12 protein-coding genes are annotated in these 20,454 nt (G+C 70.4%); 4 read left to right on the forward strand and 8 right to left on the reverse strand.

Going from position 1 to position 20,454, the window contains the following annotated elements; all coding sequences use genetic code 11:
• Positions 1-32: 32 nt before the first annotated feature.
• The 5 genes from BJY17_RS05185 to BJY17_RS05205 form a co-directional block, all read right to left on the reverse strand.
• Entirely contained in the window at positions 33-1,847 is a 1,815-nt protein-coding gene (locus tag BJY17_RS05185; RefSeq protein WP_179550415.1) for an alkaline phosphatase family protein, read from the reverse strand.
• 45 nt (positions 1,848-1,892) lie between these two features.
• Complete coding sequence (gene ligA / locus BJY17_RS05190; protein ID WP_179552724.1) at positions 1,893-4,238, reverse strand: NAD-dependent DNA ligase LigA; 2,346 nt, start codon at positions 4,236-4,238, stop codon at positions 1,893-1,895.
• Between the two features lie 5 nt (positions 4,239-4,243).
• Entirely contained in the window at positions 4,244-5,395 is a 1,152-nt protein-coding gene (locus tag BJY17_RS05195) for a Fic family protein (protein ID WP_246303660.1), read from the reverse strand.
• 193 nt (positions 5,396-5,588) lie between these two features.
• Positions 5,589-6,695 (reverse strand): tRNA 2-thiouridine(34) synthase MnmA, encoded by a 1,107-nt coding sequence (gene mnmA, locus BJY17_RS05200; RefSeq protein ID WP_322789753.1) that lies wholly within the window; start codon positions 6,693-6,695, stop codon positions 5,589-5,591.
• Between the two features lie 58 nt (positions 6,696-6,753).
• Positions 6,754-8,022 (reverse strand): cysteine desulfurase family protein, encoded by a 1,269-nt coding sequence (locus BJY17_RS05205; protein WP_179550417.1) that lies wholly within the window; start codon positions 8,020-8,022, stop codon positions 6,754-6,756.
• 89 nt (positions 8,023-8,111) lie between these two features.
• On the opposite strand from BJY17_RS05205, the gene glgX reads away from it, so the two are divergent.
• Complete coding sequence (glgX, locus tag BJY17_RS05210) at positions 8,112-10,202, forward strand: glycogen debranching protein GlgX (RefSeq protein ID WP_179550418.1); 2,091 nt, start codon at positions 8,112-8,114, stop codon at positions 10,200-10,202.
• Positions 10,202-10,699, forward strand: coding sequence for a Cys-tRNA(Pro) deacylase (gene ybaK, locus BJY17_RS05215; protein WP_179550419.1), 498 nt, complete (start codon positions 10,202-10,204; stop codon positions 10,697-10,699). The genes glgX and ybaK overlap by 1 nt, the downstream gene beginning before the upstream one ends.
• A 157-nt stretch (positions 10,700-10,856) precedes the next feature.
• Here the strand turns inward: ybaK and glgP are convergent, their stop codons facing one another.
• The 3 genes from glgP to BJY17_RS05230 form a co-directional block, all read right to left on the reverse strand.
• The gene (gene glgP / locus BJY17_RS05220) at positions 10,857-13,421 is read right to left on the reverse strand and encodes an alpha-glucan family phosphorylase (RefSeq protein ID WP_179550420.1); all 2,565 of its coding nucleotides are present in this window, start codon (positions 13,419-13,421) and stop codon (positions 10,857-10,859) included.
• A 132-nt stretch (positions 13,422-13,553) separates the two neighbouring features.
• Positions 13,554-14,339: a hypothetical protein gene (locus BJY17_RS05225; protein WP_179550421.1), complete on the reverse strand. Its 786-nt coding sequence runs from the start codon at positions 14,337-14,339 to the stop codon at positions 13,554-13,556.
• A 115-nt stretch (positions 14,340-14,454) separates the two neighbouring features.
• Positions 14,455-16,089, reverse strand: coding sequence for an FAD-dependent oxidoreductase (locus BJY17_RS05230; protein ID WP_179550422.1), 1,635 nt, complete (start codon positions 16,087-16,089; stop codon positions 14,455-14,457).
• Between the two features lie 122 nt (positions 16,090-16,211).
• Between BJY17_RS05230 and BJY17_RS05235 the strand changes: the two genes are divergently transcribed.
• A complete protein-coding gene (locus tag BJY17_RS05235) occupies positions 16,212-18,254 on the forward strand; it encodes a maltotransferase domain-containing protein (RefSeq protein ID WP_179550423.1) in 2,043 nt (680 codons plus the stop codon).
• Positions 18,247-20,454, forward strand: a complete 2,208-nt coding sequence (gene glgB, locus BJY17_RS05240; protein WP_179550424.1) for a 1,4-alpha-glucan branching protein GlgB — start codon at positions 18,247-18,249, stop codon at positions 20,452-20,454. Before BJY17_RS05235 ends, glgB begins: the two co-directional genes overlap by 8 nt.

A 20,454-nucleotide genomic window follows, 5' to 3' on the forward strand; every position in this document is an offset into this window, starting at 1 on the left:
CTCCGTCGTCTCGGGATGGGGATGCATCGATTCTATCGGGGCTTGCCGAACAGCCCGATGCCGTACTTCTGCATGAGCTCGTACGCATCGGCGTAGGTCTCGGGCTCCTCGTCGTCGGGTCGCCCGAACTTCGCGAGCAGCAGCCCCAGCAGGCCGCGCGCCGGCGGGCTCAACGGCTTGGCCTTGTGCGCATGCCCGGGATGCGGCGCCTCCGCCTGCGGGTTCGGCGGAATGTACTGCGGGGTCGTCGACGGCCAGGTCTGCGGATGCCTCGGCGAGTCGAGGTTCACCGCCGAGAACATGTCGTTCGCCTCGGCATCTCGCCGGGTCAGCGGCTTCAGTCCGTGCAGCTTCGCGAGGGTCGCGATCACGGCGCCGTGGTGCATCTCGTCGTTGATCACGCTGCCCGCTCGCGTGTACGCCGAGACGGCGATCGCGGGCACGCGGCATCCGAGCCGATCGAAGCGGAAGCCCATCTCACCCGCCGGCTCCTCGACCTCGGGGGGCGTCGCCGACGGCGGCGGCACGTGGTCGTAGCATCCGCCGTGCTCGTCGAAGGTGATCAGCAGCATGGTGTTCAGTGCGTTCGAGCCGTCGGAGGTCGCGCTCTCCTTGATCGAGGAGTAGATCTCGTGGATGAGCGCCTCGCCCGCCCTGACGTCGGAGATCGCGCTGTCGATGACCTCGGTGCCGTCGACGTCGCTCTCGCGGAGCTTTCCGAACGGCGGGTGGAAGTCGTTGTGGTTGTAGATCATGCGCGGCTCGATGAACGCGTAGGCCGGCAGCTTGCCGTTCTTCACGTCGTCGTGGAACTGCTCCATCGTCGCGAAATGCTCGGTGCGCCAGTACTTCTCGAGCACCGGCGCGTGCAGCACGCCGGTGAACGAGACGAGCTGGAGTTCGTCGAAGTAGATGCGCCACGAGAGGCCCGCGTCTTCGAGGCGGTTGAAGATCGTCGGTGTCGCCGGCGCATCGAGCCACTTGTCGTAGCCGCCGCCGTGCTTGTTCGTGACGAAACCGTGCGAGGTCGAAGCGTGGAAGAACGACCGGTTGCAGAACGTCTGCGAGGGCACCCCGGCATGCCAGGCATCGAAGACCGCGAAGTTCTTCGCGAGCGTCGAGAGCACCGGAAGCATCGCGGTCGAGAACGAACCCATGATCTGCGCGAGTTCGGCCTGATCGGGCGGCGTGCCCTTCTTGAGCCGCTCGTAGTTGACGAGGTAGTCGGTCACGAAGCCGTTCATGCGAGGCTTCGCATTCGGCTTCGGCGCGTTGAACGGCGCCGTCATCTTCTCGACGAAGAGCTCGGCGTTCTCGGGCGGGTCGATCGTGTTGAAGATCTGCGTGTTGACGTGCGGGTACTCTTCGCCGGGATCGGGGTTCGGGCGGCCCATGATCTCGTCGGTCGGCCCCTCGTAGACGTGGGCCGCGATCTTCGTGCCGTCGGGGGCCGTGTTCGAGTAGTCGCCGAACGCCAGCCCGTCGAACCGCTGCCCGTCGGGCAGATCGTCGTCGGAGTACAGCCAGCCGAGCAGGTTGTCGAACGAGCGGTTCTCGCCCATCACGACGACGAGGTGATCGAAGCCCGCCTTCTCGCGCGGACTGAACGCCGCGAAGTCGTCGGCGCCTGCCTCGTAGCCGAGGGCGTGCCCGATCGATGCTCCGATCGCGGCCCCGACGCCACCGCCGACCACGGCGCCTGCAGCGGCGACCCCGCCGAACTTCAGGAAGTCTCGACGGCTCGATCCCCCTGAGGCGGTCGCGCCACCGGCGCGATCGGTGTCATCGCGATCGGTGTCGCCCCCAGACGAAGCCCCTCGCTCGTGCGAACTCTCGTCACCCGTCATGTCCCCTCCGACATCCTCGGTGTTGCCCCTGCCCCGGCCCTGCGATCAGTCGAGCGCGGCCGGCCCCTCAGTCACGAGCAGCGCGAACTGCGCTGCGTCGAGCACCCGGATGCCGAGTTCTTCGGCCTTCGCGAGCTTCGAGCCGGCGCCGGGGCCGGCCGCGACGAAGTCGGTCTTCTTCGAGACGCTCGACGCCGCCTTGCCGCCAGCGGCGATGATCGCCTCTTGGGCGCCTTCGCGGCTGAAGCCGTCGAGCGACCCGGTCGCGACGACGGTGAGGCCCGTGAGCACTCCCCCGGCCTCTGCGGCCGCTCCGGGCCCCGGATGCCCCGGAGTGGCGAACTGCACGCCCGCCGCCGTCCAGCGGTCGACGATGTCGCGGTGCCAGTCGACCTCGAACCACTCGATGAGAGAGTCGGCGATGATGCCGCCGACACCCTCGACCTCGGCGAGCTGTTCACGGGTGGCGGCGCGGATCGCGTCGAGCGAGCCGAACCAGTCGGCGAGTGCCCGGGCCGCGACCGGCCCGACGTGGCGGATGTTGAGCGAGACGAGCAGCCGCCACAGCGGCTTCGTCTTGGCCTTCTCGAGTTCGGCGAGCAGCTTCGTCGCCGCTTCGGAGGGACCCACGACGCGGAAGTCCTTCTTGACGCCGGCGGCACGACGTTCGGCCGGGGTCATGGTCTCGGTTCCCGGCGGGTAGCTCGCGGCACTGAGCTTCTGGAACGGCGCGCGCCTCGACGGCACGCCCGTCTCTTCGTCGATCTTCGGCTCCCCCGTCTCGGAGTCGCGCACGACGACCTCGATCGGCACGAGCTCGTCGAGCGTGAGGTCGAAGAGCCGGGCCTCGGTCGCGAGCGGCGGTTCGGCAGGCACCGACGGTTGGGTGAGCGCCGCGGCCGTGACCTCGCCGAGCGCCTCGATGTCGAGGCCGCCGCGCGATCCGATGTGCTCGACGCGCCCGCGCACCTGGGCGGGGCACGACTTCGCGTTCGGGCAGCGCAGGTCGATGTCGCCCTCTTTCATGGCGCGCAGCGGCGTGCCGCACTCGGGGCAGAGTTCGGGCATGTGCCACTCGACCTCGGTGCCGTCGCGCAGTTGCTCGACTGCCCCGAGGATCTCGGGGATGACGTCGCCAGCCTTGCGGAGCACGACGGTGTCGCCGATGCGCACGCCCTTGGCCTTCACGACCTGCTGGTTGTGCAGCGTCGCCTGGCGCACGGTCGAGCCGGCGACCTTGACGGGCTCCATGACCGCGTAGGGCGTCGCACGACCCGTGCGGCCGACGCCGACGACGATGTCGAGCAGCTTCGTGTGCACCTCTTCTGGCGGGTACTTGTAGGCGATCGCCCAGCGCGGCGCGCGGCTCGTGGCGCCGAGCTCGTCGTGCAGGGCGAGCTCGTCGACCTTGACGACGATGCCGTCGATCTCGTGCTCGACGTCGTGCCGGTGCTCGCCGCGCTCGGCGATGTAACCGGCGACCTCGTCGACCGAGTCGAACACGCGCGAGTGCGGCGAGACCGGCAGGCCCCAGCTCGCGAGCAGGGCGTAGATCTCGGACTGGTTCCGGACATCGGGATGCTGCCATGCGCCGATGCCGTGCAGGTACATCTCGAGTCGGCCGAGCCGCTCGCGCATGAGCGAGAGCTCGAGGGGGTTCTTCTTCTCGCGACGCTGACGCAGGCTGCCCGCTGCGGTGTTGCGGGCGTTGGCGAACTCGGGGTACTTCGTGGGGATGTCTTCGGGTGCGCGGCCCTTGGCGAGCTGCTCGGCCTCGAACGCCGCCTGCAGCTCGTGCTGCCGCTCGTTGAGCGCCTCGAAGTCGGTCGTGCGCAGGAACACCTCGCCGCGCACCTCGAAGAACGCCGGGTAGCCCTCGCCCACGAGCTGCCGAGGGATCGCCGGGATCAGGTCGACGTTCTCGGTGATGTTCTCGCCGACTCGGCCGTCACCGCGGGTCGTCGCGGTCTCGAGCACGCCGTCGCGGTAGGCGAGGCTGATGGCGAGGCCGTCGATCTTCAGTTCGGAGAGCCAGCGCACCGGTCGCCCTGCGGAGGCGGCGGTCTTCGTCGCCCAGTCGCGGAACTCGTCGATCGAGAAGACGTTGTCGAGGCTGAGCATGCGCTCGGCGTGCTCGTGCTCGGGGAAGCCCGCCGAGACGATCGCCGCACCGACCTGCTGGGTCGGGCTGTCTTGCCCCGCCAGCTCGGGGAACGCGCGCTCGAGCGCCTCGAGGCGGTGGAAGGCCTCGTCGTACTCGGCGTCGGAGAGGGTCGAGTCGCCGTCGCCGTAGTACGCGAGCCGCGCACCCTCGATGCGATCGGCGAGCTCGGTCGCCTCGGCACGCGCTGCGTCGAAATCGGTCGGAAGGCCGCCGCTGTCACCGGAGATGTCGCTCACACGCCCATAGTACGAGGAGGTGCCGACGTCGCGGACGACGCACGCACCGCCTCGCCGATGCGGCGGTTCAGCGCGTCGAGTTCCGCGAGCACGTCGGTGGCTCCCCAGACCCGGTTGCGTTGCCGGTCGGTCACCTGGTGGATCACCCCGTCGCGCTCGAGTCGTTCCATCGCGGTGTACACGCTCGAGACGGGAGATCCAGTGAGTCGCACGGCTTCATCGGCCGACAGGATCGGGTGCTCGGCGAGCACGCCCAGGATCTTCGCCGCCGCACTTCCCGCTCGTGGGCGCGACATCGCCGTCCACTCGGACGGCAATTCATCGAGGCGGTTCGCCGAGGCTCGCGCCTCGCTGCTGGCGATGACGGCGGCGTCCGCGAGCTCCCGTACGAACGGGGTCACGCTGCCGTCGCGATAGGCGTTCACGAGCGAGAAGTAGCGCTCCCGTTCGGCGAGCATGGCGGATGCCACGGGCACGACGGTGCGGCTGGTGATGCCTCGCCGACGCAGCACGGCGTTGATCAGCGCGCGACCGATGCGACCGTTGCCATCGGTGAAGGGGTGGATCGACTCGAACTGGGCGTGCACGATCGCCGCCTGCGCGATCGCCGGAACGTCGTCGCGGTTCGCGAACCGCAGCAGGTCATCGAGGTATCCGGGCACGGTCTCCGGCGGCGGCGGCACGTGCACCGCCCCGATCGGCGAGTAGTCGGAACCGCCGATCCAGTTCTGCACGTCGCGGAGCCGGCCGGCGTATCGCCCGTCGAGCGGGTCGTCGTGCATCAGCGTGGCGTGCGCTTCGAGGAGGTCGTCGAGGCGGATGTCCCGGTGAGCGCCCGCGTGCTCGATCATCTGCGCGAGCGCCGTGGTCGCGGCGACCATCGACGTGGCCGATTCGTCCGACTTGAGTCCGGCCGCCGCCCGGGCGTAGGCGTCGATGCTGGCGTCGACGCGTTCGATGCGCGACGACGCGACCGACTCGGTGCGCAGCAGCAGCCCCCCGAGCGCCTGGATCACGCCCCGGGAATCGGCGTCGAGCGCCACCACGGCGCGAGCGCTCTGCTCGATGAGCGCCGCGACATCCGGCGCGGGCCGGTAGTCGAGCGACGCGATCGTCGGCGGGAGCGACACATCGATCTGTCGCAGCATCCGATCTTCGCGGGCGCCGCGACGCCCCTGCTGACGCCACTCGCGGCTCTCATGCCCGTGCGCCGGCCATTCGCCCCGCTCGCCCATGGGAGCTCCCTCCGCAACTCGGAAGAAGTCATCGCTTATTCCGAGTTAACAGAATAACTCGGAATAACCACCGGGGCAATCCGAGTTGTGCCGCGCCCGAACGAGGCTACGCGTCGACCGGTACCGCGCTGACCGTGCGATCGATCGTGAACTGGCCGAGCACGCGGGTTCCGACGTAGATGACGGCGGTCTGACCGGGTGCCACGCCATCGAGCGGATGCCCCGGCGTGACGACGAGCTCGCCGTCGACGAGCTGCGCGACGGCCGGCACGGGGTCGGCGTGAGCACGGATCTGCACCTCGCAGTCGAACGCCGTCTCCGGCTGCTCGGGCGCGAGTCCGGCCCACGAGAAGCGCGACCCGGCGATGACGCCGATGGCCAGCGCCCCCTTCGGGCCGACGACGACGGTGTTCTCCTTCGGACGCACCTCGAGCACGAAGCGCGGCTTGCCGTCTGCGGCCGGAGTGCCGAGGCGCATGCCCCGGCGCTGGCCGACCGTGAACGAGTGCGCGCCCTCGTGCGAGCCGACGACGGCGCCCGTGCGGTCGACGATGTCGCCCGTCTCGGTGCCGACCTTGTCGGCGAGCCAGCCCCTGGTGTCGCCGTCGGGGATGAAGCAGATGTCGTAGGAGTCGGGCTTCTGCGCGACGCTCAGCCCGCGCTCGGCCGCCTCGGCGCGCACGAGCGTCTTCGAGGGCGTGTCGCCGAGCGGGAAGTAGGCGTGCGCGAGCTGCTCGGCGGTGAGCACCCCGAGCACGTAGCTCTGGTCTTTGGCCTCGGCGCTGGCACGGTGGAGTTCGCGGTTGCCCGAGGCATCCGTCACGATCTTGGCGTAGTGGCCGGTGGCGACAGCGTCGAAGCCGAGGGCGAGCGCCTTCTCGAGCAGGGCGGCGAACTTGATGCGCTCGTTGCAGCGCATGCAGGGGTTCGGGGTGCGCCCGGCGGAGTACTCGGCGATGAAGTCGTCGACGACGTCGGCCTTGAACCGCTCGGAGAAGTCCCACACGTAGTACGGGATGCCGAGCATGTTGGCGGCGCGCTGCGCGTCCATCGAGTCTTCGATGGTGCAGCACCCGCGGCTGCCCGTACGCAATGTGCCGGCGTTGCGGCTGAGCGCCAGGTGCACGCCCACGACCTCATGGCCGGCCTCGACGGCGCGCGCAGCGGCCACGGCGCTGTCGACGCCACCGCTCATCGCTGCAAGAACCTTCACCCCTCCAGTGTAGGCAGACAGCCTGAGCGGATGCCCCGTGGCCCGGGCAGCGGGCGCGTCAGCGGTCGAACGAGGTGGCGCGGGCGGCGAGCCCCGCACGAGCGGCCTGCGCGTGCGCGGCGGGCAGCGCGTCGAGGAACGCGTCGACGTCGGCGTCGGTCGACGCGTGCCCGATCGTGATGCGGAGCGCGCCGCGGGCGTCGGCCTCCGACCGCCCCATGGCCATGAGCACGTGCGAGGGCTCGGGCACCCCGGCCTGGCAGGCCGAGCCCGTCGAGACCGCGACTCCGGCCGCGTCGAGCAGGAAGAGCAGCGAGTCGCCCTCGCAGCCGGGGAACGAGAAGTGCGCATTGCCGGGCAGTCGAACGGATGCCCCTGCGCCCGTGTCGCCCGAGAGGCGCGCGTCAGGAACCGCTTCGGCGACGCCCGCGATCAGTCGGTCGCGGAGCTCCGCCATGCGGGCGGTGTCGGCGCCGAGACGGGCAGCCACGATGTCGGCGGCCGCCGCGAACGACGCCGCGGCCGCGACATCCTGCGTGCCCGACCGCACCTTGCGCTGCTGCCCGCCGCCGTGGATGAGTGGCTCCACGGCAGCCGACCGGTCGAGCACGAGCGCGCCGATGCCCGCCGGCCCGCCGATCTTGTGCGCCGAGACGCTGAGGGCGACGAGGCCGGCACCGCGCGGGGCGTCCGTCGCACGGCGGATGCCGTGGAAGTCGATCGGCACCTGCCCGTAGGCGGCGACCGCGTCGACGTGCAGCGGCACGCCGGCGCGAGCCGTCAGGCGCGCGACCTCGTCGACTGGCTCGATCGTGCCGACCTCGTTGTTGGCCCAGAGCATCGTGACGAGGGCGACGGATGCCGCGTCGCGCTCGAGCTCGTCGGCGAGCACGTCGAGGCGCAGCCGGCCGACCTCGTCGAGCGGCAGTTCGACCACCTCGGCGCCCTCGTGCGCGACGAGCCACTCGACGGTGTCGATCGTGGCGTGGTGCTCGCCCGCCGGCATGAGGATGCGGCGACGCGCGGGCGACGACCCGGTGGCAGACTCGGCGGCACTCGCCGCAGCCGTGCGCCGCTGCCACCAGAGCCCCTTGATCGCGAGGTTCACGGCCTCGGTGCCGTTGCCCGTGAAGACGATCTCGATGCCGTCGGCGCCGAGGGTCGCGGCGATGCGCTCCCGGGACTCCTCGAGCAGTCGCTTGGCCTGCTGGCCGGCGCTGTGGATCGACGACGGGTTGCCCACCACGGCGAGCGCGGCGGTGAGCGCGTCGATCGCCTCGGGCAGCATCGGCGTGGTCGCGGCGTGGTCGAGGTAGACCATGACCATGTGACCTCCGAGTGGTGACCGGGTGTGAGCGCGACACGGGCGTGCACGCGCTTGCAGGCGTCTCGCCTCCACGAACTACTGTAGATCGCATGCCTGAGCGCGATCCCCTGCACGACCTCGGTGTTCGTGCGGGCGCCGACGGCGGGGTCGCGAGGGTCTGGTCGCAGCACGCGACATCCGTCGACCTCGTGGTGTTCGACGCCGACGACCTCGACTGGGCGATCGCCCGCACTCCGCTCACGCGTGATGAGCACGGCGTGTGGCAGGGCGAGTCGGCGGAGCTCCGCCCAGGCGCCCACTACGGCCTGCGGGTCGACGGGCCCGCGGGGGTCGAGCACGCGTTCAACCCCGTGCACACCCTGCTCGACCCGTACGCCCGCGGCCTCGCCCGCGCCGACGACGGATCGTGGCGCGGCGTCGCCCTCGAGCCGCTCACCGAGACGGGGTTCGAATGGGGCGACTCGGCGAAGCCCCGCGTGCCACTCGACCGCACCGTGGTCTACGAGGCGCACGTGCGCGGCTTCTCGAAGCTGAACCCCGCCGTACCCGAACACCTGCGCGGCACCTACGCCGGCCTCGCGCACGACGCGTCGCTCGAATACCTCGTGAACCTCGGCATCACGACCGTCGAGCTGCTGCCGGTGCACGCCTTCGTGTCGGAGGAGCGCCTCGTGCGCCAGGGCAAGATCAACTACTGGGGATACAACACGCTCGCGTTCTTCGCCGCCCACTCGCCGTATGCGAGCGCCGCGGCCCGCGCCGAGGGTGCTGCGGCCGTGCGGCGCGAGTTCGCCGGCATGGTGCGGCGCCTGCACGAGGCCGGGCTCGAGGTCGTGCTCGACGTCGTCTACAACCACACGGCCGAAGAGGGCCGCGAGGGGCCGACCTCCTCGTTCCGCGGCATCGACAACGCCGCGTACTACCGGCACGACGCGCACGGCCGCTACGTCGACACCACGGGCTGCGGCAACAGCCTCGACTTCGCGGGTGCCGCGCCGCAGCGACTCGTGCTCGACTCGATGCGCTACTTCGCCGACGAGCTGCAGGTCGACGGGTTCCGCCTCGACCTCGCCGCCACGCTCGGCCGCGACGCGCGCGAGACGTTCACGCCGGAGCATCCGCTGCTGCGCGCCATGCTCGGCGACCCCGTGATCGGTGCGTCGAAGCTCATCGCCGAGCCCTGGGACGTGGGGCCGGGCGGCTGGCAGACGGGCAACTTCCCGAACGGCTTCACCGAGTGGAACGACCGCTACCGCGACCGCATGCGCGACTTCTGGCTGGGCGACCTGCGTCGCGAGCGCGAGACGGGCTCGGCCGGCAGCGGCATCGGCCGCTTCGCCACGCGCCTCGCCGGCTCGTCGAACACGTTCTCCGGCGAGCGCGGCCCCCTCGCGAGCCTCAACTTCGTGACGGCGCACGACGGCTTCACCCTCGCCGACCTCACCGCCTACGACGTCAAGCACAACCTGGGCAACGGCGAGCAGAACCGAGACGGCACCGACTCCAACAACTCGTACAACCACGGTGTCGAGGGCGAGGCGGCCGACCCGGTCGTGCGGGCTGCGCGGCGCCGGAGCATCCGGAACCTGCTCGGCACGCTGCTGCTGTCGGCGGGCGTGCCCATGATCACGGCGGGCGACGAGTTCGGCCGCAGCCAGCGCGGCAACAACAATGCGTACTGCCACGACTCGCCCCTCACCTGGCTCGCCTGGGAGGAGGCCGACCGCCCCCGCTTCGCTCCCGCGCTGCTCGAGACCGCTCGGCACCTGATTCGGCTGCGCGCCGAGAACCCCGCGCTGCGCCCCATCCGCTTCGGGCGCCTCGGCGAGACCGTGCCGAGTGCCTCGCAGATGGACTGGTTCAACGCCGAGGGCGAGACCATGGGCATCGACGACTGGAACTCCCCCGCCGAGCGCACCCTGCAGTTCCTCGCCGCCTCCACGCCCGAGACCGAGGCGCCGAACCGCATCCTCCTCGTCGTGCACGCGCACGAGGCCGACGCCGAGGTCGTGCTCCCGTCGCACGACGAGGTCAGCGGGTACACCCTGCTGTGGGACTCCGCCGACGAGGCGCCGTCGGCGCCGCCGGTCGCCTCGCCTGCGGGTGCCCTGCACGCCCCCGGCACCACCATCACTGTCGGCGCCCAGTCGATGCGCCTGTTCCGCGCTGAGGGCGCCTGATGGCCAAGCGAGCGGATGCCTCGGCGGGCACCCCCGCGACCGTCGCCCTCACCCGTGCCGGCGTCGCCTTCACCGCACTCGGCTACGACCACGACCCGCGCGCCGCGGCCTACGGGCTCGAAGCCGCCGAGAAGCTCGGCCTCGACCCCGACCGCGTCTTCAAGACCCTGCTCGCGAGCGTCGACGGCGCACTCGCGGTCGGCATCGTGCCCGTGGCGATGCAGCTCGACCTGAAGGCCCTCGCCGCGGCGCTCGGCGGCAAGCGCGCCGAGATGGCCGACCCCGCCGTCGCCGAGCGCAAGACGGGCTACGTCGTCGGCGGCATCAGCCCGATCGGCCAGAAGACGGCGCTGCCGACGGTGCTCGACGAGTCGGCGATCCTCCACGAGACGATCTACGTCTCGGGCGGACGCCGCGGCCTCGACCTCGAGCTCGCGCCCGACGACCTGCTCGCCGTCACGGCCGGCCGCTACGCGCCGATCGCCCGCACCCGCTGATCCTCAGCGCTCAGCCGGCGTCACGACCCGCGCGCGAAGTGTCACTCCTGCGGATATACGATCCGCCACCCCGAGATCTTCCACTGCGCACCGGCGCGTCGGATCGTATATCCGCAGGAGTGACACGGCGTGGCGCCGCGCGTCGACCGCGGCGGGCTCAGTCGGCGATGGCTACGAGCCCCAGCTCGGCGGTCGACAGCAGCAGCGGATGCCGCGGCACCACGCGCACCGTGTAGCCGAACGCGCCCGCGCGGTCGAGCACGAGCGACCCCGTGTAGAGGTGCTCGCCCGGGGAGCGCTGCGCCGCGGCATCCGCGACCTCGAGCTCGGCGTGCTGGGCGGCGTCGATCGTCTCGTCGGCGCGGCTGCGCCCGTATACGACCTCGACCCGCACATCGTCGGGCGAGAGCTCGCCGAGCCGCACGACGGCGCGCAGCTGCAGCTCGTCGCCGACGTGCGGTGCGTCGATGCCGCCCGACTCCACATGCGCGACGTGCACGCCCGGCCACGCCGCACGCACCCGCGCACCCCAGCTCGAGAGCTCGCGGGCTCCCCGTGCGCTCTCGGCCGCGACGATCGTGAAGTGCTCGGCCGCCGGCCGGTACAGGCGCTCGACGTACTCGCGCACCATGCGATCGGCGCCGAGGTCGGGCGCGAGCACCGCGAGGGTCTCGCGTACGCGGCGCACCCACTCGACCGGCACGCCGTCGCCGTCGCGCTCGTAGTAGCGCGGCGCAACCCGGTGCTCGAGCAGATCGTACAAAGCCGCCGCTTCGAGCGTGTCGCGCTCCCCTGCATCGCCCGCCGCGTCTGCGGAGGGAATCACCCAGCCGTAGTCGTCGCCCGCGAACTCGGCCCACCAACCGTCGAGGATCGAGAGGTTCAGGGCGCCGTTCATCGCCGCCTTCATGCCCGAGGTGCCGCACGCCTCGAGGGGGCGCAGCGGGTTGTTGAGCCACACGTCGCAACCGGGGTAGAGCTTCTCGGCCATGCTCATGTCGTAGTCGGGCAGGAAGACGATGCGACCCCGCAGCTCGGGCTGCTGGGCGAACTGCACGAGCCGCTGGATCAGCCGCTTGCCCTCGTCGTCGGCCGGGTGCGACTTGCCCGCGATGACGAACTGCACGGGGCGCTCGGGGTTCGTGAGGATGGCCTTCAGCCGTTCAGGGTCCTGCAGCATGAGCGTGAGCCGCTTGTAGGTGGGCACCCGGCGGGCGAATCCGACCGTGAGCGTGTCGGGGTCGAGCACCTGCGACACCCACTTCGGCGGTTCGGCGCCCGAGTGCTGTTCACGCCAGGATGCCGCGAGCCGGCGCCGTGCGTCGTCGACGAGCTGCTGGCGCATGGCGCGCTTGACGGTCCAGAACTCACCGTCGGCGAGCGCGGGGCTGCGCCACTCGGCGTGCTCGGTGTCGCCCGTGCCGAGCCGCGTCTCGGCGAGGCCGAGCAGGGCGGGGTCGGTCCAGGTCGGGGCGTGCACGCCGTTCGTGATCGAGGTGATCGGCACCTCCTCGGCGTCGAAGCCCGGCCAGAGGTCGCCGAACATGCGCCGGCTCACCTCGCCGTGCAGCTTCGAGACGCCGTTCGCGTGCTGGGCGAGCCGCAGGCCCATCACCGCCATGTTGAACGCACTCGTCGCCGGGTCGGCGCCGGGTTCGACCCCGAGGGCGAGCGCGTCGGCCGGGTCGACGCCAGGTAGCAGCGAACCCGAGAGGTACCGCTCGACGAGCGCACGGTCGAAGCGGTCGATACCGGCGGGAACCGGTGTGTGCGTCGTGAAGACGGTGCCCGCACGCACGAGCTGCAGCGCCGCGGCGAACGTGAGCCCCTCGCCGATGTACGTCGCGATGCGCTCGAGGCCGAGGAAGCCCGCGTGGCCCTCGTTCATGTGGAAGACGTCGGGCGCGGGGCATCCGCTCAGTTCGGTCCATGCGCGAATCGCACGGGCGCCGCCGATGCCGAGCAGCAGCTCCTGCAGCAGTCGGTGCTCGCCGCCGCCACCGTAGAGGCGGTCGGTCACCGAGCGCAGCTCGTCGGAGTTCGTGGGGATGTCGGTGTCGAGCAGCAGCAGCGGGATGCGGCCGACCGCGGCCTTCCACACCCGCGCGTGCAGCGCGCGGTCGTCGGGCAGGGCGAGGGTCACCTGCACCGGCGCGCCGTCGGGTGCGCGCAGCAGCGTGAGCGGCAGGCCGTCGGGGTCGAGCACCGGATAGCGCTCCTGCTGCCAGCCGTCAGGCGAGATCGACTGCGAGAAGTACCCGGCCTTGTAGAAGAGTCCGACGCCCACGATCGGCACACCGAGGTCGGATGCCGCCTTCAGATGATCGCCCGCGAGGATGCCGAGTCCGCCGGAGTACTGCGGCAGTGCGGCGGTGATGCCGAACTCGGGCGAGAAGTACGCGATCGTGCGCGGGGTCTCGGCGCCGAGCGACTGGAACCAGCGGGGCTCCGCGAGGTACTCGCGCAGCGCTGCCCGCTCACGCTCGGCCCATTCGACGTAGCCGCCGTCACCTGCGAGCTCGGCGAGCCTCGCCGGGGCGACCTCGCCGAGGAACGCGACCGGGTCGCGGTCGGAGGCCTGCCAGAGCTCTGGGTCGACGTGCTGGAACAGCCTGCGGGTCGGTTCGTGCCACGCCCAGCGGAGATTCGCGGCGAGCTCTTCGAGCGCACCGAGCTCAGCAGGGATGACCGCGCGGACCGTGAACTTGCGAATCGGCTTCACGGCTCCACCCTAGGAGCCGCAGATGTCGGTTGCGTGAACGCCGAGTCGCGTCGTGATTGTCGACCATCGGATAGGCAGACGACACCCATGAGGCAAGACAAGCTGAAGCTCGGCCGAGGTGAGGGCCGCTCGCTATAAGGGGTCAATCGAATAGCTGTGCAGCGCCTCGGCAAGGTTCGTGTATCTAGCCAGGTGCGGCGCGACGGGCGTCAGCGGCCGTGGGAGGTATCCAAAGCCTCTGAATCGACGCCGCCCACCAACTTCCCCCGACCACATGATCGCCGCGAGGTCCGGGAACATCTCGCGGGCGACGGGTTCCCTCCCTGCCCCGACCGCGGTGTTCACTGAGTAGCGGAACGCGCCCAGCGCTATGTCCGCTGCCGAACTCAGATTCGATGCGTTGTCGTTGGTCATGCCGAACAGAACGATGCGATCGTGGAGGCCGATATGGCTCCCATCCTGGAACGTCAGACCGTGCTGAAAAAGGTGCTCAAGGTGGTCGAATCGGTCATTGTCTCGATCCATCAACATGATCCCTCGCGCCTGATCGGCAACCAGCAGCTTCCGATAGGCCCCTGCGACTGTATTCAGTGACCACTCCATTCGCTCGTCGTACGTCTGATTGCGGCACAGATCGTGGAGTACCACTGACACAATCATCCGCACGCCGATTCGTCTCAGGTCAGCAATGAGCGACTTCTTAGCCTCACGATGAGTCTCAGGTGAGACGTACGAAGGTCGCTCGTTGGTGTTGAACTTGAAGTTATCGCCGGGGCGGTAGCCAGCGGCCGCACGGCACGCTGCGACAGCGGCGTCCACGAGCGGAATCTGTTCGGGCGTGTAGACGAGTCCGCCGACGATGAAGAAGTGGTTCTCTACGTAGTCGCGGTTCGTTTCGTCGACGAGAAAGATGTGCACACAGCCCATCGTGGACCTATTCCACCGGCGATGGCGCCCGATCATCCGTGAGCCGGAAAACCCTGATCACAAACAAGTCAAAGACTTCCGACGGTCGACGCGCCGGGCCGACGGCCTACGCGAGCGCGAGGTATTGATGCACGAACGCCACCGCCATGCCGCCCTCACCGACGCCAGCAGCAACGCGCTTCACCGAGCCCGACCGCACGTCCCCGATCGCGAACACCCCCGGCGCACTCGTCTCGAGCGCGAACGGCCGACGGTCGAGACCCCACTGCGGGGTCGCCGCCGCGTCGGCCCCGGTGAGGATGAAGCCGTGGGCGTCGCGCGCGACCGCCGATGGCATCCACTCGGTCACGGCGTCGGCGCCGATCATGACGAACACGACGCCGGCCTCGGTGCGCACGGTCGCCCCGCTCGTGCGGTCGGCGACGTCGATGGCCTCGAGGCTCGACCCGCCGTACAGCCCGACGATCTCGCTGCGGGTCTGCACGCGAACCCCGTCGTTGGCGGCGATCTGGTCGATGAGGTAGCGCGACATGCTGGCTTCGAGCGACGGGCCGCGCACGAGCATCGTGACCGATCGCGCGTGCCGTGCGAAGAAGAGCGCGGCCTGGCCTGCCGAGTTGCCCGCGCCGACGATGCAGACGTCGGCGCCCTGCGCGATCGAGGCGTCGCTGCGGGCGGCGCCGTAGTAGACGCCGTTGCCACGGAACCGGTCGATGCCCGGCACCGGCAGCGAGCGCCAGGCCACACCGGTCGCGATGATCACGACGGGCGCCCGCAGCACGTCGCCGCCGTCGAGCACGATCTCGACCCCTGCTGCGCCGGCGTCCGGCTCGATCGACTCCACGGTGCGCGTCACGACGATCTCCGCGCCGAGCCGCTTCGCCTGCTTCAAGGCGCGACTGGCGAGGTCGTCGCCCGAGATGCCGAACGGAAAGCCGGTGTAGTTCTCGATGCGCGTCGAGGTGCCCGCCTGCCCGCCAGGTGCGACGGACTCGATCACGACCGTGCGCAGGCCCTCCGCGGCGCCGTTGACGGCGGCGGTGAGACCCGCGGGCCCGGCACCGAGAATGACGACGTCGTAGTCGGATGCCGCGGGCACCACGTCGAGCCCGACCGCCGTCGCGACCTCGCGGAGCGACGGGTCCACCGTGCGCGCGCCGCCGTGTTCGAGAATCGGGTATCTGTCCCCGGCGACCGGCTCGTCGAGGGTCGTGCGCTCGAACGCGACCTGGTTTCGGATGAGGAAGCCGGTGACCTCATGGGTTCGGGCATCCGAGCGCGGCCCGATGACCCGCACGTCGGTCTCGAGCCGCTCGGCCGCCATCTCCTGCAGCGAATCGAGGTAGCGCCGGGCGAGACCGGCGACGCGGGCGGGGATCGACGGCGCCGCCGCCGCGAGCGTGTAGTAGACCGTGACGTCAAGTTTGATGATGCGCGCCCCCTCCGCGGCATCCGCTGCCCGACCGCTCGCCGGGAACGGCGTGCTCAGCGTCATCGGCACCTCGCCGAAGAACTGCCCCGGCTTGCGACGGCCGATCACGCGCTCCTCGCCGTTGATCACCTTGGTGATCTCGGCGCCGCCCTCGACGACGATGAAGAGTGCCCGCTCGTCGCCCTCGTGCGCGAAGTATTCGCCGGGCATGAGGCGGATGTCCTCGACGGCTCGCGCGACCTCGTCGAGCGTCGCCTCGGGCACCGGCGCGAAGATCGGGATGCCGCGGAGCGTCTCTGCGGTGATCATCGGTCTCGCACCATGCGCCGACGGTATCCACGCCGCGACCTCTCGTCAACAGATGCGGCCGGCCGTGACGATCCGGCCGCGTTCGCGAGTGCGATCCGGTGCAGACGCGCTACGGTCGAACCGTGACGACCGCCCCCGTGCTCGCCGGCCGGATCCCCGTGACCCGGCTGACCCCCGCTGTGCCCGATGCGCGCTGGCGCCCCAAGGCGTTCGAGGGCGAGGTGGTGCCGTTCCGCGCGACCGTGTTCCGCGAGGGGCACGACCAGGTTGGCGCGATGCTCGTCATCACGAGCCCTGCAGGCCTCACACGGCACGAGCGGATGTCTCCGCTGGCGGCCGGCACCGATCGCTGGGAGGCCGAGGTGCTGCTCGACGAGATCGGCGAGTGGCACTGGCACGTCACGGGATTTGACGACGAGGTCGCGACGTGGCGGCACGACGCCGCGCTCAAGGTCGACGCCGGGGTCGACGCCGAGCTGATGTTCGAGCTCGGCGCTCGCCTGCTCGATCGGGCGATCGCGGAGAAGGCCCGGCCGCTCGCCGTACGAAAGCGTCTCGCGAGCGTCGCGGCGGGGTTGCGGGGTGAGCACGCTTCGACAGGCTCAGCGAACAGAGCCGCTGCCGATCGGCGAGCGCTGATCGACGACCCGGCCCTCGCCGAGTTCGATGCGCGACCGCTCGCACGGCTCTCGACGGACTCCCCCGAGCACGCGATCCTCGTCGAACGCCGGCACGCGGGCGTCGGCGCCTGGTACGAGTTCTTCCCGCGGTCCGAAGGGGCGAAGCAGCTGAAGGACGGCTCGTGGAAGTCGGGCACCTTCCGCACCGCGGCCAAGCGGCTCGACGGGGTCGCGGCGATGGGCTTCGACGTCGTCTACCTGCCGCCGATCCATCCGATCGGGGTCACGAACCGCAAGGGGCGCAACAACACGCTCGACCCGGGACCGCACGACCCCGGCTCCCCCTGGGCCATCGGCGGACCGCTCGCCGACGGCACCCCCGGCGGCCACGACGCCGTGCACCCCGACCTCGGCACGCTCGCCGACTTCCGCGCGTTCGTGCGCCGGGCGGCAGCACTCGGCATCGAGGTCGCCCTCGACCTCGCGCTGCAGGCCACCCCCGACCACCCGTGGGTGACGGAGCATCCCGACTGGTTCACGCAACTGCCCGACGGCACGATCCGCTACGCCGAGAACCCGCCGAAGAAGTACCAGGACATCTACCCGGTGAACTTCGACGACGACCCCGACGGCATCTTCGCCGAGGTGCTGCGCATCGTGCGGCACTGGATGAAGCAGGGCGTGCGCATCTTCCGCGTCGACAACCCGCACACGAAGCCGCTCGCGTTCTGGGAGCGGCTGATCGCGACGGTCAACGCGGATGACCCGGGCGTCGTCTTCCTCGCCGAGGCCTTCACCCGTCCTTCGATGATGCAGGCGCTCGCGATGGTCGGCTTCCAGCAGTCGTACTCGTACTTCACGTGGCGGAACACCAAGGCCGAACTCGAGGAGTTCCTGACGAGCGTGTCGCAGGAGACCGCCGACTTCATGCGGCCGAACCTCTTCGTCAACACCCCCGACATCCTCACCGAGTACCTGCAGTTCGGCGGGCCGGCCGCGTTCACGGTGCGCGCGACCGTCGCCGCGACGGCGGCGCCGCTCTGGGGCGTCTACGCGGGCTTCGAGCACTTCGAGTCGGTCGCCCGGCCCGGCGCCGAAGAGGCGATCGATAACGAGAAGTACGAGTACAAGCCGCGCGACTTCGCGGCCGCCGAGCGCGAGGGCCGTTCGCTCGCGCTCTACCTCGGCATTCTCAACCGCATCCGCGCCGAGCACCCGGCGCTCGGCCAGCTCCGCAACATCCGCTTCCACGCGAGCGACGACGACTCGGTGCTCGTCTATTCGAAGCACCTCGACGGCCGCTTCACCGGCACGGGCGACGACGACACGATCATCGTCGTCGCGAACGTCGACCCGCACTCGGTGCGGGAGACCACCGTGCACCTCGATCTCGAGGCGATCGGCCTCCCGCCCGGTGCCCGCTTCGAGGTCGACGAACTCGTCACCGGCGAACGCTGGGAGTGGGGCGCGTCGAACTACGTGCGCCTCGACGCGTTCACACGGCCCGCGCACATCCTGCACGTGAGGAGGGCCACCGATGCCTGAACCGATCGCCGCACCCGTCATCGCCGACGACGTGCTCGCCGCCGTCGCCGAGGGGCGCCACCACGACCCGCACTCGGTGCTCGGGCAGCACGGGTTCGACGAGCCGCACCACGCGGGGCCGCTCACGGCGATCCGCACCCGACGGCCACTCGCGGAATCGGTCGAGGCGGTCCTCCCCGGCGGCGGCGTGCTCCCGCTCGAACACGTCGGTCACGGCATCTGGGCCGGCGCCGGCGCCTTCGGCCCGACCGACTACCGGGTGCGCGCCCGCTACGCCGACGACGCGGAGTGGACGAGCGACGACCACTATCGCTTCGCCCCGACCATCGGCGAACTCGACCTGCACCTCATCGGCGAGGGCCGGCACGAAGAGCTCTGGCGCGTGCTCGGCGCCCACTATCGCGAGCATTGGGGCGTCACGGGCAGCGTCGCCGGCACCGCGTTCACGGTCTGGGCGCCGCGCGCGGCCGCAGTGCGCGTGACCGGTGCATTCAACCGCTGGGACGGCACCGGGCACGCGATGCGCAGCATGGGCCCAACGGGCATCTGGGAGCTCTTCATCCCCGATGTCGAGCCCGGCGCGGTGTACAAGTTCGAGCTGCTCACCGCCGCCGGCGACTGGATCATGAAGGCCGACCCGATGGCTCGCCAGGCCGAGGTCTCCCCCGCCACGGCTTCCGTCGTCTCGCGCAGCACCCACGAGTGGGCCGACGGCGAATGGATGTCGCGCCGCGCCGTCGCCGACCTGCACGCGTTGCCAATGAGCATCTACGAGCTGCACCTCGGCTCGTGGCGTCCCGGCAAGGGCTACCGCGACGTCGCCGACGAGCTCATCGAGTACCTCGAGTGGCTGGGCTACACGCACGTCGAGTTCATGCCGCTCGCGGAGCATCCGTTCGGCGGCTCGTGGGGCTATCAGGTGACCGGCTACTACGCCGCCACCTCGCGCTTCGGCTCGCCGGACGACCTGAAGTACCTCATCGATCGCCTGCACGGCGCGGGCATCGGCGTCATCATGGACTGGGTGCCCGGGCACTTCCCGAAAGACGAGTGGGCGCTCGCGCGCTTCGACGGCCAGCCGCTCTACGAGCACGCCGACCCGCGTCGCGGCGAGCAGCTCGACTGGGGCACCTATGTCTTCGACTACGGCAACCCGCGAGTGCGCAACTTCCTCGTCGCCAACGCCCTGTTCTGGTTCGAGGAGATGCACGTCGACGGGCTGCGGGTCGACGCGGTCGCCTCGATGCTCTACCTCGACTACTCACGGGAAGACGGCGAGTGGCTGCCGAACATCCACGGCGGCCGCGAGCACCTCGAGGCGATCGCGTTCCTGCAAGAGGCCACCGCGACGGCCTACAAGCGCAACCCCGGCATCGTCATGATCGCGGAGGAGTCCACGAGCTGGCCGGGCGTCACCGCCCCCACCGAGGGCGGCGGCCTCGGCTTCGGCTACAAGTGGAACATGGGCTGGATGCACGACTCGCTGCAGTACATCCAGAACGACCCGATGTACCGATCACATCACCACCACGACCTCACGTTCTCGTTCCTCTATGCGTTCAGCGAGCACTTCGTGCTGCCGATCAGCCACGACGAGGTCGTGCACGGCAAGGGCTCGCTCGTGCGCAAGATGCCCGGCGACCACTGGCAGCAGCTCGCCAACGTGCGCGCCTACCTCGCCTTCATGTGGGCGCATCCCGGCAAGCAGCTGCTCTTCATGGGGCAGGAGTTCGGCCAGCTCTCCGAGTGGAGCGAGGAGCGCGGCCTCGACTGGTGGATCCTCGACCAGCCGAGCCACCGGCAGCTCGCCGAGTTCGTCGGCGCGCTGAATCGCGGCTACCGTGCCACTCCCGCGCTCTGGGAGCTCGATGACGACGCGGCCGGCTTCGAGTGGATCGAGGGCGGCGCGACCGCCGAGAACGTCATCGCGTTCCTCCGGTACGACCGCGAGCGGCGACCGCTCCTCTGCGTCGTGAACTTCGCGGGAGTGCCGCACGAGGGGTTCCGCCTCGGCCTGCCGAGCGCCGGACGCTGGCGCGAGGTCATGAACTCGGATGCCGCGGAGTTCGGCGGCTCGGGCGTCGGCAACCTCGGCGGGGTCGACGCGGTCGAGGAGCCGTGGGCCGGTCGCCCGGCATCGGCGTCGTTCACGCTGCCCCCGCTCGGCGCGGTGTGGTTCGCCCCCGACGCGACCGGCTGA

The organism is Agromyces hippuratus (assembly GCF_013410355.1).
Taxonomy (GTDB): Bacteria; Actinomycetota; Actinomycetes; order Actinomycetales; family Microbacteriaceae; genus Agromyces; species Agromyces hippuratus.

Bases quoted from the DNA above. Each gene is read 5' to 3' on its own strand.
- BJY17_RS05185 (WP_179550415.1), bottom strand. From the start codon at position 1,847: ATGACGGGTGACGAGAGTTCGCACGAGCGAGGGGCTTCGTCTGGGGGC.
- BJY17_RS05195 (WP_246303660.1), bottom strand. From the start codon at position 5,395: ATGCTGCGACAGATCGATGTGTCGCTCCCGCCGACGATCGCGTCGCTC.
- BJY17_RS05205 (WP_179550417.1), bottom strand. From the start codon at position 8,022: ATGGTCATGGTCTACCTCGACCACGCCGCGACCACGCCGATGCTGCCC.
- glgX (WP_179550418.1), top strand. From the start codon at position 8,112: ATGCCTGAGCGCGATCCCCTGCACGACCTCGGTGTTCGTGCGGGCGCC.
- ybaK (WP_179550419.1), top strand. From the start codon at position 10,202: ATGGCCAAGCGAGCGGATGCCTCGGCGGGCACCCCCGCGACCGTCGCC.
- BJY17_RS05230 (WP_179550422.1), bottom strand. From the start codon at position 16,089: ATGATCACCGCAGAGACGCTCCGCGGCATCCCGATCTTCGCGCCGGTG.
- glgB (WP_179550424.1), top strand. From the start codon at position 18,247: ATGCCTGAACCGATCGCCGCACCCGTCATCGCCGACGACGTGCTCGCC.